This window comes from Yersinia sp. 1652 StPb PI, assembly GCF_041538345.1.
In the GTDB taxonomy this organism is placed as follows: domain Bacteria; phylum Pseudomonadota; class Gammaproteobacteria; order Enterobacterales; family Enterobacteriaceae; genus Yersinia; species Yersinia enterocolitica_E.
On sequence record NZ_JAULSM010000002.1, the window covers coordinates 500,124 to 515,052 of the forward strand.

Below are 14,929 nucleotides of genomic sequence, written 5' to 3' on the forward strand. Positions count from 1 at the left end.
AACTCGAAAAGTCCGGTTATGCTGTTTAACAGCATACCGGATTTTTTTATGACCAAATTAAAACAGTCATTGTCAGAAATTGGCAAAAGTTACGTTGCCGGTTTTTTAGATAGCTGCCGCTATCATCAGTTTATATATAAAAACACAATATATTACCCAACGACACTTTAATGCCACAGCGTCGTTGGGAGAGTGTCAAGGGACATAAATAATTTCGAAGGTCGAGGTTAAATCTCTAAGCTCTTTCCTTGCCCCATCCTGGTAATGAATCTGCACATCATAATGGTAGATCAGCTTTTCTTGCGGATTAAGAATGAGTTGCAAGGCCGATACTTTCACTTCTAAGGTTTTGGTAGGCTGCTCGCTATTCAGTGCTATCGTCTGGTGGTTGATACTGATTAGTATCTGTTCTATGGGTTTCGGGCCGGTGGGATCATAAGCACCCTGGCTGCTGATAAACTTCAGCGTTTTGACAATTTCAACTGGGGTGGAATTATCGATAAACAGCTGGGGATTATTTTTATATGCAACCGGCATCCTGAGCTGTACCGGGATATTGTCAGGGCTAAAGCCTTCCTGTTTAACTTCCAGCTCGCCATTGAGCAACAGATGCTGTGCCGTGGTATCAAACAGCGCATCCCAAATTTTTGCAAACTGCGCCGATGGCAGCGTGAACGAATCAATAATACCGCTTTGCAGGTTTACTATTGCGTTGGTTTCTTCGGTTTTCCCCGCCGGTAATGACAACCGTAGTTTAAGGCTATGCGCACTGGAAAAAGGGATCAACTTACCTTGTGGCTGGGATTGGATAAAGGTAGTTTCGGCGTCGCTAATGCGTTGTCTGTCCACCTTGGGTAGCAAGAAATAGTCAAAGGTCACATTAAACTGAGCCACCTCTGTTGCCCCTTCTGGTGCAGAAAAGGAGATCGACAACATGGGTTTATTATTGTCATTGCTGTTACTGGCCAGTTGAAACGTATCGGGTAAATAATAAAGATAATCTTTACGAATATTATCCTGATAATAGTTATACCAGTATTGATGATATTCTATTGGTGTGAGAATTAATTCAAGACGTGGATTCGGTGGCGCAATGCCGCGGTAGATATAAGGATAATAATTTTCCGCAAAATAAAATATTTTAGGATCAGTAATAGTATTCAGCAGGCCGGTATCAGATTTGATGGCGATCACCAGCGTGGTTTGCGCATCGTAGTTGGATAAGGCTCTTAATAACGCATCTCGCTGCTCAAGTTGGGTTAGTTTTAATTGAGCCTGATATTGCCGTTCAGCTTTGAGTGCCACGTCCTGAAATATCATTTCATTGAATTTGCCAAACTGATTGAAATTGAGCACTACATAAGGCATTTCCTGAATGTTTTTGTTGAGAAAAAAACTCAGTACCATCGTCCAACTAATGCCATCTGTTATGGTTTCAATCTGATAGCGTATTTCGCCAGAGACATTCTCGGTACTGACCTGTGCTATCAATTCATCGGATAATGGCGTTAGAGTTGCCCGTAATTTTCTGGTCAGATTAACATTTTCGGTAAACTGCTGCTGCGCGTTTTCCAGAATAATTTTGTTTAGCGTGACCAGATCATTGAGAAAGATGTTCATAGGTATCCTTCGTATCATAGAGAACAGAACAACGCCTCAGCGCTGATAAATAGGATGAGGTCCACAGATACTGCCCATCGTGACGACGATAGAGTGGTATTTCCCCAGCACCATTGGCAAACTGCCATTTTTTTAACGGCGTAATAATGTCAGATAGTGTATCGATACCGATATTTTGGGCATATTCAAGTGTGGACAACCATTCGGCGGGATGAGCGTAGTAGGGGGTTAATTGGGTTATTCTCTGATATTCGTTTTGGCTCCAGACGACGGCTTTATTAAGCATGGTGATAATACGATAATAAGCCGGTAGGGTTGCGCATTGTTCGCCATAAAAACGATACAGTAAAATGAGCGCATTGGTATTAACACAGCAGTCGAGCTGGCTAATCTCATTATTTTGTTTCATCCAAGTGTGGAAGGTTTGACATTCAGCCCATTGATGCTGCGGTTCGGTAAGTCGGGCATCAACCTTCTGTAGCTGATAGCCATTCATCTCAATCAGCGTCAGGCGAACGGCGTCAGGAGAAATACGGCCAAATTTGTATAACATTTCGGTAATTATCGCCGTGTCATCAATATCGGCGTCAATCATCTGGCCGTTCATCCAACAGGGATGAGCGTGACGAGGCCAGAAACTGAAATGACCGGGGCGGGTTTCACAACTAGCGAGAAAATCCAGCGCGCGATCAATATAGGGAGCCGTTTGCTCGGTGTAGTCGAGCGTCCTTAATACCTGAGCCGTGACAAAAGCATTGGCATCCAGATGCCACTGGCCGTCGGGTGTTCTGACGCTGGACAGGAATGCCCCGTTTTCTGACTGCTGTTGTCGGAGGATTGCATCTGGCGACATGCCGCGCGGCGGCGGCGGGCTACGGTCTGGTAGGGCAACCTCGCGCCAAAGGTCGTTCTGCGGGCTGAAGGTACAACTGACGCCGCACCTTGCCTGTGCGTCAACCGTAAAGCCGATGACATTAAACTGAAGAGGCACATTCTCCTTGAGCAACGCTTGTAGCAGCGGCATGGGCTGTGCCACGTGCTGCAATAGCTCACCAATCTTGAGGGCAGCTTGCGCGTTGCCGCCTAAAAAGCGCGGCGCCATAGTAAACAGGCTAAAACTTTCCAACTGGCGTTGATGGTTATAGACCAGGCTGAAACCATAGGTGGTGGCGGGGAATTCATCTGGATTAGGCATGTTAGCTAATACCTGCCTGAGCAGCGCGGCCAGCGGAGGAAATCCACGTTCAGTACCAAATAACCGCATAACGTTGGCAATGTCCGCCAGCGTTATTTCTGCGCTGTGCCACTGATAATAATATTCAGTTGGTGTGTCAGGGTTATCTGGGTAATAGCCAATCATCAACAGCGATAGTCCGGCTGCGGTTAACTGATGCAGGGGATAATCGCTATTGGCGTGATTTAGCGGGGAGGCATACAGAGCGATTAATGCTTGATTATTTGGCGGAACTTCGGAGTAAACCTTGGTTTTAACGCCGTCAGCGGTATATTTCCGCCCCAACCATGAGCCAAATTTTAGCGCTTGGGTAGGTGTATCCGGCCGTTGTATCCGGGCAATGTGTGCGAAGCAGGATGCAGATGAGTCTGACGAGGCGTATGGGTAATTTTCCGCACTGAAGGCCCCAATATCACGAGCCTGGGTGGATAGCGGGAGAAAAGTATCAAACGTGCAAGCCACAGCTTGCGGTTTTATGCTGGATGTCGTGAACTCCAGTGGACAACCGTTATAAGCCAATAGACTGGTATTAAATGTCGCAGACAGCAGCCCCGACGCCATCCGTTTCTGGCTAAAACGGTGAATGTCGGGTAATAGCGTACCTGTTAAATCCGGCACATGATGGCATAAAGTGGTTACCAGGGCGTCCAATGCCGCTGGTAACACCGCAACGCGTTCAACCATGATTATTTACCGTAGCTCATGTCGGAATAACGATGGCAGGCGGATTATCTGTACCGTCGACCAACCGGGTATGCCCACCGACCTCAAGATAGGTAATCGTATAATGAACCGTCCAGGGTTTCTCTGTCAGGCAGCGATACTTGAAGGTTTGCGCCTTGGTTTTATCGGGATTAAAGGAGAACTTCTTGGTTTTCTTTTGTTCTTTGTCATCAAGATAAGTGAGTTCAACCAGCACCTGATTGTATTTATCCCAGGAGAACTGGCTGTCGAGGAAAATATCAATTTCATTGAAAGTGAGTAAATTACTCGGATCGAGACCGATGGTGGTAGAAGCGGTTTTGAATTTTGACTGATAGCTGCTGTTACCTTCCCAGCCGGAGCTGCTCGCTGATTTAAAGATAAACTCGCCTTGAATATCGAGTAATTCATTTTTGTCTTTGCTTCTGGCAATATTTTTCCGCCATTCTTTACCATCCTCGGTAAAGGCATCACTGGTATAGACATTGTTATTGTAGCTGGCTTGAAATGCTGCCGCTTTGATACCGAACTCTTCAAAGCCATCAGGGCCGAAGATTTGCAGTTCGATTTTCTGAAAGAACGGATCATTGACGTTTACTTCAATAAAATAAGGTTTATCTTTTTGGGCTTTTAACGTGTCGGTGCCGATAAAGTTTTGTGGTACGGCGGCCTGAGTAATCGCTTTTGATGAAGTGTAGTTAAAGGATAAGGTTTTATGCTCGGTAATGTTGACCACTTTTAATTCCAATGATGCGCAGGGAAAAAGACCGCCTTTTCCTGTTTCATCTTTACTGCCAATCAATGATTCCAGAATGGAAGCGCTGGCTGATTTTGCCTGCTCATTACTTTCTGCGTTTGGTTTAATGGTTGCGTTGAAAAATATCTTTAGTAGTTCTTCTTTGACAAACTGTAATGCCCACTCTTTTTCTTTGGTCGCCTGATCGCCGGGCATACTTTCGGTCACTTTAATCACGAGTTTTTGATCTTGCTCCAGTTTCTTAATCACGCTGTCAAAGCCGAGCCAAAAACTTGCCGGTGTCTCGACCGGAATAGGAATATTAATGCCAAACTTAGCACCAAATTCCTTATATACGCTGTCAAATTCTGCGGTGACATCCACTTTCAATGCCGGGGTGATACCGGTATAAGTGAGGTTGTAAGCCACAGCGGCAGGTGCCTGCGCTTGATTAAATGCGGCCTCCAGAATAACTGCCTGTTGTGGCGTCAGTTTGGTACTTAAAATGGCGGTGTTATTCCCAAACAGGCTAGGGCTTTGTGCGCTGATCAACTGGCCATTGGCATTTTGTGCATCCAGAACAAAAAAGTTCACGGTACCGTTGTTAAACGGTACTGGCGCTTTACGGGCATTTTGCGGCTTGATCTTCAGTTTATTCAGGTAATCGGTAAACGCAGTATTGAGTTCGCCTTCATCGACGGCAGTATTGACCTCAAAGTTGATGTATCCTCCCTGTTGGTTGGTGTCATCACCGGTGTATTTAATTAATGAAAATACCGGTTTTCCATCACGTACGGCAATATGAATATCACCGGGCAAATACCAAAATTGGTTTTCATCTGAATCATCAGAAAAAAACGTGATATTTTTAATCGTAGCGGTTTTCTCTCTCAATAATAACATGATACATCCTTATGGTCAGTTGGTAATATCGATCTGATCTTCATCGGTAATGAATTCTTTATTTTCAATATCGCCGTAATTATCAATAATCATGATTTCGAGATTAATAAACAGTAATGTCGGGTCGGGTTGATCTGCGCTAAATAATGCAGGTTCTGACTGGTCTTCAGAGAAATAAAATGCTTCCTTTAACGTGTTCATGGCGAATTGGTTATAGCAGTAAGTCACATTGACTAGAACCTGTGTGATTCTTTCCCAGTCAAAAGCTGGGGTGATTTTCAGCGTTCTTTGTTTATAGAGTCGTGAAGATATGCTGACATCCTGGCTGGTGGGCTGGTCTAACCTTACTGGTATATGGGGAGTGTTAGCGCTAATGCTATATTCTTTGATTACCGAAAAAGTATAGCATTCAGGATCTGGTAGCATGATGCTGTATTCTTCTGACGGTTTTTTCTCGGTGATGTGGAAATTTTTTGACGTATTGTTTTCTTTGTTTTCAATATGGGTACAGGTGATATTTACCAATATTGATGTATACCATGCCCAGTTGAATTTTTTTTCTGTGGCAATAACAAAATGATAACGGCTATATAACAATTCAATGTCTAAAAAAATTTCGGTTAAGGATGTGCTCATGATGGCTGAACTGACAAACATCACACCACCGACCGGATGGTTAAAATATAATGTGAACTGATACTCCACCGGCCAGGACATTTTTTTTGTTACAGGGTCGATAATGGCTGAAAAACGGAACGTTTTAGCCGCCATATTATTTCTGGAGAAAACTAATGGGGACCGCGTGGTGCCATAAGTCAAATTGAGCGCCACCAATTGAATATTCTCGTCTAACTCAGATGTCAGCAGTTGAGCTTTTATGGTGCGGTAAGAGAAAAAATTATCCTGAAGCTCGTGATAGCTTACGACGTCGATGGCATCATAATGGCTCTGGCTAACCAATGTGGCAAAAAGCGCTTGAGGATAGAGAGATCGCCGCACTACCGTAGTTTCGGTGATTCGGGCACTGAGTGTCCGTTTATCAATATCTTTAACTGAGATGTTTTGTAATTGAAAACCAAATTTGGGCTCGGGAGCCGTTTTTATTTGACCAAATACTGGGGTGAAAAATTCGCAAGTCAGAATCGTGCTCAATTCAGCCGTGGCTTGTCTCATATAATGGTCGGGATTGGTATTTCTTACCTTGATAGTAACCAGCTTATTACTGATTAAGGTTTCGGAAATATCATCAATATTAAAAGAAAAAATCAGCGCATTAAAACCGAATGAGATTTTCAGATATTCATATACCTGATCCCATTGGGCATCAAGTTCAAAGGTTGAGGGGGGTAACTGTTGCAGGTAGTCGATTTTATAACTGACAGCAATCGGTGCTGATTCCGGTTGCTGAAGCAGCGCGACGATTCGCTCAATATCATTCGCATCAGTCAGTGCGGCCATGATATAGCAAAACTGATTATTCCCCAGCGAGGTGTGATTCAGCAGTTGAGGCATAGCTTGTGGAATACTGAGCGTGGCAGTGCTGGCAATAATTTGTAGGGGGAGCAGGATAGCGTCCGGCGGAATATCGGGATTATCCCGAGCCGCTGCCTGTGCTGCAGCCATACTGCTGTTCAGTTGCGTCTGCAATGAGAGTATTGCGTAGTAAGTCATCGGTTGCGCGGTGGCGCTATTCCTGAATATTTGGTAACGCACTTCGGGAATAGTCTGCTCATTCACCAGAATACTGGGTGCCAACGCGCTATAATAATAAACTTGGCTACCTGGCATTACATTAATAAAACCGATAGTTTGTTCCGTTATTCTGTTATCCATGGGGGTGTCCATGTTGAATAAAAAACAATCAACCGAGCATCAGTCATCAATGCAATGACCGATGCTCTGCCTATCCAATAGTAATGAACACTGTTCATCACCGCCTCAACGGGAGGGCCGGTTCAGAGGCAGCACGTTTGACCGCCGCTACGCCAGAAGAATGACGGGCCATTAACACTTCACCACCACCGCGACCGATGAACCGGTTACCTTGCCCTCAATTGGCTTGGGATCGCGCTCGTCATTGTAAATAATGGTGCCGCTGTAGGTGATTTCAGGAATGTCATCTGTGCCATCGGGTAAAAATTCGAAGGTAAGGTCGCGGCGGGTGGTGGTGTCCACGAGATCTTTTTCTTCCAGACTAATCGATTGAGTCTGTTTAAACTTGTAGGTCTTATAGTTCACCATCATGTCGAAGATGATAATTAGTACATCTTTCTTCGACGCGATGAAAAATATGGAGTAGGTCGTTTTCCTCGGTAAGGCATCCATTATTTGAATCTGATTCGCGCGGGTGCTGCCATATCCGGGTAACTGTGGGGATGGCTCAATACCTGGTTCGATGTAAGTGAAATTACCACCATCCCGGGTATAATAATTGGTAGTGAAATAAATGGGATTCTCTGGCTTCATGCCTATTGGATAAATAAAGGGTTTTGGCTGCGTGGAAATATTCAATACCTGGGTATCGCTTTTTAATTCTACACCATGCGCTGGATCGGAATATTGGGCTTTCAATAGCACCTGGCTGAATGTTTCCCATGCATGTGCATCAAGTAACGAATCAATTTGTGCGTAGACAATACCGCATTGTGCCATGTTGATATATTGAACCAGACTATCAATTACATCTATTTTACCTGAATGATAGGGTTTTGAATGTAATCCTGAGAAATTCACCGTATATGAATAGCTGTAGGTGCGTCCCAGTTTTTTATCAATATACCATTTCTCGGTTTTTTGCGATGCGGTGTTTTTTCTGTCGAAGCGGAGTGTGCTGACATGGTTATCATCATATTTTGCGATAATAATAATATTTTCAATATCATATTTATCCAGATCCTGACTGACATAAAATTCGGGTTGAATAAACTGAAAGAAGGGATCATTAAGATCGTATTCTTTGAAATAGTCATCGACCTTCTCAGCACCGACAATAGAAAGGATGGACGGCAACTGAGTCTGCGGCGCGATGGAAAAAGGAACAACACGATTTTCTTCAAATATTCGGGTGAAATCCTGCGTGTTTTTCAGACTTTCTTTAAATTTATCAAAATTACCTGCATCGTTCAGCAAATCCATACTCATATCGAGCCCTGTCTGGCTAGACAATATTTGTTGAAGCTGTGTTTGTCCCCAGTCCTCGAAGGTTTTTATCCAAGCACTATATTGGTCATCTTTCATGCCCATTTCTTGCGCGCTGAGGCTGGTAATAACAGAAACTTTGGCAGCACCTTTCTCGGAAAACTCACGGGTGATTTCTTTTTCATCCGCAGACCAGGTATGACGGGTAATGGTCTGCGTCACTTCTTTCATTTTCTCACTGTTGTAGGTGACAATAACTTTTACTGCCGGCAGAGAGGCATCCAGCGTGAAGTTATAACGAATCCCGACGCTGGCATTATTCGGCGTTCCTTTTAATACATTCTCAAACAGGGTTGCTCCCAGCCCCGTTAGCGACATGCTAAATACAGTATCGTTATTCCCCAAACCAGAGGGACTCAGTGGTGTGGGCATCTGACAGTAAAATACTTTGTTCTCATTGATGATCAATGAGGCCTGCGCTGAGGTATAGCGGGGTTGGCGCAATTCTATTTTACGCACGTCATCGGGCATCAGTTGACCGAGAAATTGATCGTCACCCGCGTCAGGGTTATAAGCGAGTATATATTTTTTTGCTTGCTCTTCGGTTAATCCAGCATTTTGAAAAGCTTTAATTTTGGCATCTTGATTGGCTTTATTGGTCGGATCGGAATTAAATAATTCTTCAGCTTTAATATACTGGACGATAAGTTTTGATTTCGCCACAAGTTGCGGTGATATCCCACTATAAAGCTGTACTTTTATTTTGTCGGCTTCGCTTTCTGTTGGCACGGGAAGTTTGACGGTAAACTGTGCGTATCCGCCTTGTTGCTCTTCTTTACGATATTTATAGAATAAGAAGTCAGGCTTATTTTCCTGACCAGAAAATACTGGAGTTTCAGGAATAACATAAAAAATATTTTTATCTTCGCTATCGCCATAGCAGGTATAGGTATATACCTTGACGCCTAAGTGTTCATTGGTATCTATTTTAATCGAATGCTGGATGGCTGTGGTTAACATAGCTTATTCCTCTTAACTCATGGTTATTTTTTGTATTGAAGTTCAATACGGAGTGAGGTCGATTGCTGTACACCTGAATCGTAATTTCTGGTTATAAATGACGACGTTTTTCCCTGCCAGTGGTATTCAATACGGCCATTCAAGATATTTGACTGGGTATTGAGTAACCAAGTGGTTTGCCACTGCTGATCGGAAAATGAAAAATTAAAGGTAGCGCGTTTGGCCTGACCCTCTGGGAAGTAATTGGCGCTGCCTGAAATCGTTTTAAAATCAGATTGTAAGTGGCGGGCATCAAAGGTCACATTATGAAACCCGATATCCTGAACGGTCAGATTGATGTCTGCCTGCCACTGGCGTGTGATATTAATGAATGAATAGTCGGAAAAAGTGACCTTGATATTTATCTCATTCACGCGACTATCGGCGGTGACGGTGAGAGGAGGAAAGTTTGGCCACTGCATGGGTATTTTTTTATCCGCCCACGTCAGTTCAATCGACATAATCATAAATTTGCTGGCATTGAAATCCAGGCTGACTTTGCAGGTATGCTGTTTTCCCGGATCGTCAGGTTGTTTTCGTTGAGGCTCAGGCAGCGGCGAAGGGTCATAGGAAATCAGTTTATTGGCGATAAAGCCGCTGAATAGCGTCGCGATATCCTGTTCGTCGATCAGTTCATAAGATTGGGGCAGGCTGTTTTCGTAAGAAAAATCATAGTCAATTCTGGTGGGTATCTCATCAATATGCGAGATGTTGGCGAGCGTATTACTGAGGATGCTGGCAGCGAGGTCGACCAGATTTTTTCTCACGGTCTCTTTGGTCTGCGGCGACGGGGTATTTTTAAACTCCTCGTCCAACACGACGATACCAGCAGTAATTTGCTTGTCGAGTAGCTGCGCAATAGCCTCTGGTGTGCGGGTTTTGGTGTTAAACGCCAGTATTAGAAACTGCCGCCAGTCGCTGGTGAGATGGGCGTTAACCGTGGTACTTACTGTGAATTGTGTATGGGTGGTAAGAAAAACCCGCTTCGCGTTACCCTGTATGGCCTCAGTCAACTCTATCCCTTCCGAATGGGTGGTCGACATAGAGTTTCCTTCAAACTCAACCAGATAGGTGGCGTCACCCAACGGCTCATGAAAGCGCAAGAAGATCGCCGTCTTCGCAGTACACTGCTTAAGGGTGATGTTACCGCCTGAGTGGGAGATATGTGTCTGAATATACTGTTGTATAGCTTGGGTATTGAGGGGAACTAACGGTGTAATCAGGATGACGAGGCCGCCTGCCGGACTGGTGGTAAGGTGAAAACCACTGGTTTTATTTCCCCGATCGTCATGAACTATTTCAGGCGTGAAGCAGCCATAGGTATAGTCATTGGGCGGGCTTCGCTGATCGTGAAAGACGAAAGCTCGATCAAGCAAAAAAAAGGACGCCAGATTTTTTTCAGGATTTAATGATTCAATCTTCATTTTCAACCTCAAGTGTAATGGTTTGATTGCCCGTCACATAGTCCGACCATTGACCGTTACTGGTTTTATAACGAAACCCTGCCGCGTAAATTGATGTGACATTCCATTGATATTCATAGCAATTATCCTGCTGAGTAAACGTATGATCGCGCGTTTGCGTTTCACCCTGAGCTTGAAATCGTAACGTGACATAGCGGATGCCAGTAGCAAACCGGGCGATAATGGTGGCGTGCTGCGCACCAAACTGAGGAAAACTATAAACACCGATGGTGGCTGACTGGATGATTGGCATATCGAGCACCACTGAGGCGGCGCTATCGTTATCCCAGGCGGTCAGCTTGGCATAGGCATCACGTCCCGTTATCGGATAACTGAAACAGGGCGAAGCCAGTGTGAGTTCAAAGGGTTCTGACAGGTTAGCGGAGGAGTAGTGGCCTGTGAGCATACTGTGTTGTGCGAATGTCGGATCGATATTGAGGGTCAGGAACTGACAAGGAAGGCTGGAATAATCCAGCGTCAGTATTTTGTTATTACTGGTTCGTTGCTCGGTGACGAGAGAGATATATCCATTGGCGGTGGGGTAGCTAACGCGAATATGGTACTGATATTCACTATTCAAGCTGAACGTATTATTAATAAATGTGAAGGCCAAATAACTCTGACTGGGTATCAATAGCAGGGTTTGCTGTTGTTCAGAAGGATAAAGCTCGCCCGGTGGTAAAATGATTTGTATATCAATAAACGCCCCGTCTTTAAGACCCTGTGGGAAAGCGTAAAGAATGTTAATCCGCAGGTTACCGTCTGGCAGTGCAGGTGCGGTTATCTGGTGGATAACCTGTTCGGGAGCCTCTTTGGCAATTTGTTGTGCGGTGGCAAAGGGATCCAATAAAAAGCAGATGGGGCGCCGGGTTAGCTCAACGCGTTTTAAATCAATTATCAGGCGACGCTGTTTCTGGGGGAGCAACAGACAAATATAAGTAGTATTGGTGTTGGCGTTACCGATATAGGGCGATCCTAACGTGTTGAACAGACGATCGAGCAAAGCCTGCGCGAATAATAGTGCTTCTGCCGGGTTGGTTGAGGAGAAGGCTGGCGAGATCAGCAGCGGTAGCCGGGACAGATTTTCGTACATGTACTGAGTAAGCAACATGTAGGGAAACGCTATCCGGTTGTTGGACACCGGTTGGGCGTCTTTAACATTGGCCGCCAGTTCGGCAATTAACTGGCCGGGATCGCAATCTAGTGTGTAGTTCAGCCGTGGCGATACACCCTCGACAAAGCCATCGATACGGGCATTAAAGCCAACAATATTATCCAGCAACGTTTTTTTCATCAGTTGCGTGGTATCTGCATCGAGCGAGATCAAAAATTGAATCGACTGCGCTGAATACCAGGTCGGGTCGTAATCCTGATGGGTTAATGCTGAATCATGGTCAGGTGGTGAGCGGAAACTTAGCTTATAGGGGATAACCGGCAAACCTTGGATAGCCTTCCCTGGGTGTTGGCGATTGAATACCTCAAGTGCGCCGCCACTGGCAAATTGTAGCTCGGCGGTAAAATCAAGGTCGCCGTAGATAATGTTGCTGCTTAGGCTGAGGATCACATCCAGTGCAAAGGCCAGCGGATCACCAGCAATCAGGGCGAAGGGTTCTGGATACAAATAATAGACATCAGACTGCTGACAGACGGCAACGACGCGCAGCTTGTCATCGATGATAATTTGCTGAAAATCAGGATAACCAATAAACATATCAATCAATTACCTTATGGTTTTAATATGGTTTTGATAATCCTGACGCCATTCTTCCGGTAGCTGGTTTAGGATATTCACCGAGCGATGGTGGTAGGCCTCTTCGTAGTGATACTGCATCGTGCTATCACCAACTAGCACGCCTGCGGCATACATGGTGCTGCTACTTTCTGTCAGATCTTTGATGGGGTCGTCAGTGGAAAGGTGCAGGTTGTACACCTCAATCTCGCCGTGTTGTTTGTTGATACGGCTGATAGCACAGTCACACTCTGGGGTTAGCAGTCGACTGGTCAGAGTCAATTCACTCGCCAGTTTCACACCGGTGGTAGTGCAAAAAGGGTGGCCCAGACTGGTGATAAGGGTTTTGAGCTGGCCGCTACTATCCCTGACTTCAATCTCAAGATAGTTTTGCTCCGTGCCGGTAATCACATCTTCGACTCTTAACGCTCGCCCATCCTGCGATTGCACCCATTCACCAATAAGGATGTCATCAATGGCTTTTTCTTTACCATCCTGCATCAAAATGGGGGTGCCTTTACCTAAACAACCATAGGTAATCTGCATGGGTTTTAGCGTGTTGGTATTTAAAAAGCGCTGTTCAGGATCGAACGGACCGGGAGCATTGGTAATAAAACTGGCTACACTCGCTCCTTCAATTTGTAATGTCACTTTAAAGATATAATAAACCCGCTCACCGGAATCAAAATCGGGACGTTTGAATTTAAGCCAGTCGAGATCCCAAGATAAAACGTTGCCGTTAATTCGGGTTTTAGCGTCGTCAAAGAAATTAAAGTCATTGGCAGGGGTGATCGGATCGCCGCCCTGACGTTCGCGGACCAGATAAATTGAGTTATACGCGTTTATAGGCTTGCCATTATTTAAATCAATATTGCCGAAGTAGGTTACGCTGCCTTTTATCGGTACGGTGACATTGCCGTCAAAATTATTAAAGTAGTCACAGTCGCTTTCTTGACGAGCCAGACAGATTTTTATCAGATTATTTTTATTTAAATCAGCAGGTGAATCATTTTGAATTAATTTTGGGTAACTTTGTGTGGTAACAATTTCGGCCCCGTAAACTGTCTGGTTATTCACCGTTTGGGCGAAGGTATAGATGATATTAACCGGATAGCGGGTTTGTTTTAAACTGGCCGGGAAGGTGCCATTAGCCTGGATGGGGCAATTGGCAGTATAAATATAGTTCTTTTTACATTGTACTGTTCCCGCAGGGCTGCCTGATTCGTCAAAAATACCTAAGGTTTGCGTGATGTTTATGGCTGACACCGGCAACGAACCAATGGCATTTGCTGAGAACGTTTGCCCATCAGTAGAATCCAGGCTAACGATGCTGTGTACCTGCTGTGCGCTATCGCTATCCCCCATCGCCAGTGAGCTGACGGCATATTTAGCCAGTTTATGGTTTGCCCAGAGCTGACTGAAATTAGGACAACGAACGAGGCTGATACCTGCCAGTCCCAGTTGAATATCATAGAATTTCACCAGCAGCGGATCGTTGGTATTAATTATAAATACACCGGTGTTTGCATATTTATTAATTACACTGCTAATAATATTATTTTCAGAAAAACTATTTTTTCCTGAGGGCATAGTTGCAGATTGCATAATATCATTTCCCAATGAGTTTGCTGTAATTATCTATACGAAAATTCTCTAAAGCATAGGGCGTTCAATAGAATATAGAGACAAATATTCAGCGTAATAAAACAAGGTATTGGCTTAGTAAATCAAAAGCATTGACTGAAAATTTATATTTTCTATCTTTCGCATGCTGCCAGTTTCATGTAGGTAGCCGCGTTGGTTACTTGTCCTATCCGCGAGACTGGCTCGGAAAGAGCCAATATGTTGTTAAGAAAGAAATATTTTCTCCTGAGGCGATGATTTTTCTGTGTGTAATATTGAAAATTTATTAAAATGGTGAAGATGTTCAATAGAGTAAATTAATTCAGTGTTACTCAGTATCGTAACCCTAGAAAATAATGTTAGCAGCAATGCAAAAAAAAACCACTGAGGAAATAGAGAATAGAGGGAAGCCGTCTGGGAAAATGTGCACAGCAGGATGGTGATGAGAATGAAAAGATAGGCAATATATTCGTATTTTTATTGAGTTTCCTCTCCTTATTCCGTTATCTTACGTTTACTCATCCAATTTGTTGAATATGCTCAGCGCTGAGAATAAATACAACATCATTCAATTGAATTCATTCGTTAATATAATGGATTAAACGTGATAAAAAACGACGTTATTTTATCAGAAACGATTTCGTCGTATCGAACCCACAGCGCAACGCTACGGGAAAACAGTGACCAACCACGACCACAACTGAAATCATCACAAATAACAA

8 protein-coding genes are annotated in these 14,929 nt (G+C 44.3%); all 8 read right to left on the reverse strand.

The window, feature by feature from the left end; genetic code table 11:
* Positions 1-195: 195 nt before the first annotated feature.
* Complete coding sequence (locus tag Q2T71_RS18900; protein ID WP_372560179.1) at positions 196-1,620, reverse strand: hypothetical protein; 1,425 nt, start codon at positions 1,618-1,620, stop codon at positions 196-198.
* Positions 1,601-3,538, reverse strand: a complete 1,938-nt coding sequence (locus tag Q2T71_RS18905; RefSeq protein ID WP_372560180.1) for a hypothetical protein — start codon at positions 3,536-3,538, stop codon at positions 1,601-1,603. The genes Q2T71_RS18900 and Q2T71_RS18905 overlap by 20 nt, the downstream gene beginning before the upstream one ends.
* A 16-nt stretch (positions 3,539-3,554) precedes the next feature.
* On the reverse strand, positions 3,555-5,195 hold the full coding sequence (locus Q2T71_RS18910; protein ID WP_372560181.1) for a hypothetical protein: 1,641 nt from the start codon (positions 5,193-5,195) through the stop codon (positions 3,555-3,557).
* A gap of 15 nt (positions 5,196-5,210) precedes the next feature.
* Positions 5,211-7,028, reverse strand: a complete 1,818-nt coding sequence (locus Q2T71_RS18915) for a hypothetical protein (RefSeq protein WP_372560182.1) — start codon at positions 7,026-7,028, stop codon at positions 5,211-5,213.
* 171 nt (positions 7,029-7,199) lie between these two features.
* Positions 7,200-9,353, reverse strand: coding sequence for a hypothetical protein (locus Q2T71_RS18920; protein ID WP_372560183.1), 2,154 nt, complete (start codon positions 9,351-9,353; stop codon positions 7,200-7,202).
* Positions 9,354-9,376: 23 nt separating this feature from the next.
* Positions 9,377-10,816, reverse strand: coding sequence for a hypothetical protein (locus Q2T71_RS18925; protein ID WP_372560184.1), 1,440 nt, complete (start codon positions 10,814-10,816; stop codon positions 9,377-9,379).
* Complete coding sequence (locus tag Q2T71_RS18930) at positions 10,806-12,566, reverse strand: hypothetical protein (protein WP_372560185.1); 1,761 nt, start codon at positions 12,564-12,566, stop codon at positions 10,806-10,808. The genes Q2T71_RS18925 and Q2T71_RS18930 overlap by 11 nt, the downstream gene beginning before the upstream one ends.
* Before the next feature lie 9 nt (positions 12,567-12,575).
* A complete protein-coding gene (locus tag Q2T71_RS18935; RefSeq protein ID WP_372560186.1) occupies positions 12,576-14,189 on the reverse strand; it encodes a Hint domain-containing homing endonuclease in 1,614 nt (537 codons plus the stop codon).
* Positions 14,190-14,929: the final 740 nt, after the last annotated feature.

Excerpts from the sequence above, each read along its gene's own strand:
- Q2T71_RS18915 (WP_372560182.1), bottom strand. The coding sequence starts at position 7,028 with ATGGATAACAGAATAACGGAACAAACTATCGGTTTTATTAATGTAATG.
- Q2T71_RS18910 (WP_372560181.1), bottom strand. The coding sequence starts at position 5,195 with ATGTTATTATTGAGAGAGAAAACCGCTACGATTAAAAATATCACGTTT.
- Q2T71_RS18935 (WP_372560186.1), bottom strand. The coding sequence starts at position 14,189 with ATGCAATCTGCAACTATGCCCTCAGGAAAAAATAGTTTTTCTGAAAAT.
- Q2T71_RS18930 (WP_372560185.1), bottom strand. The coding sequence starts at position 12,566 with ATGTTTATTGGTTATCCTGATTTTCAGCAAATTATCATCGATGACAAG.
- Q2T71_RS18905 (WP_372560180.1), bottom strand. The coding sequence starts at position 3,538 with ATGGTTGAACGCGTTGCGGTGTTACCAGCGGCATTGGACGCCCTGGTA.
- Q2T71_RS18925 (WP_372560184.1), bottom strand. The coding sequence starts at position 10,816 with ATGAAGATTGAATCATTAAATCCTGAAAAAAATCTGGCGTCCTTTTTT.
- Q2T71_RS18900 (WP_372560179.1), bottom strand. The coding sequence starts at position 1,620 with ATGAACATCTTTCTCAATGATCTGGTCACGCTAAACAAAATTATTCTG.
- Q2T71_RS18920 (WP_372560183.1), bottom strand. The coding sequence starts at position 9,353 with ATGTTAACCACAGCCATCCAGCATTCGATTAAAATAGATACCAATGAA.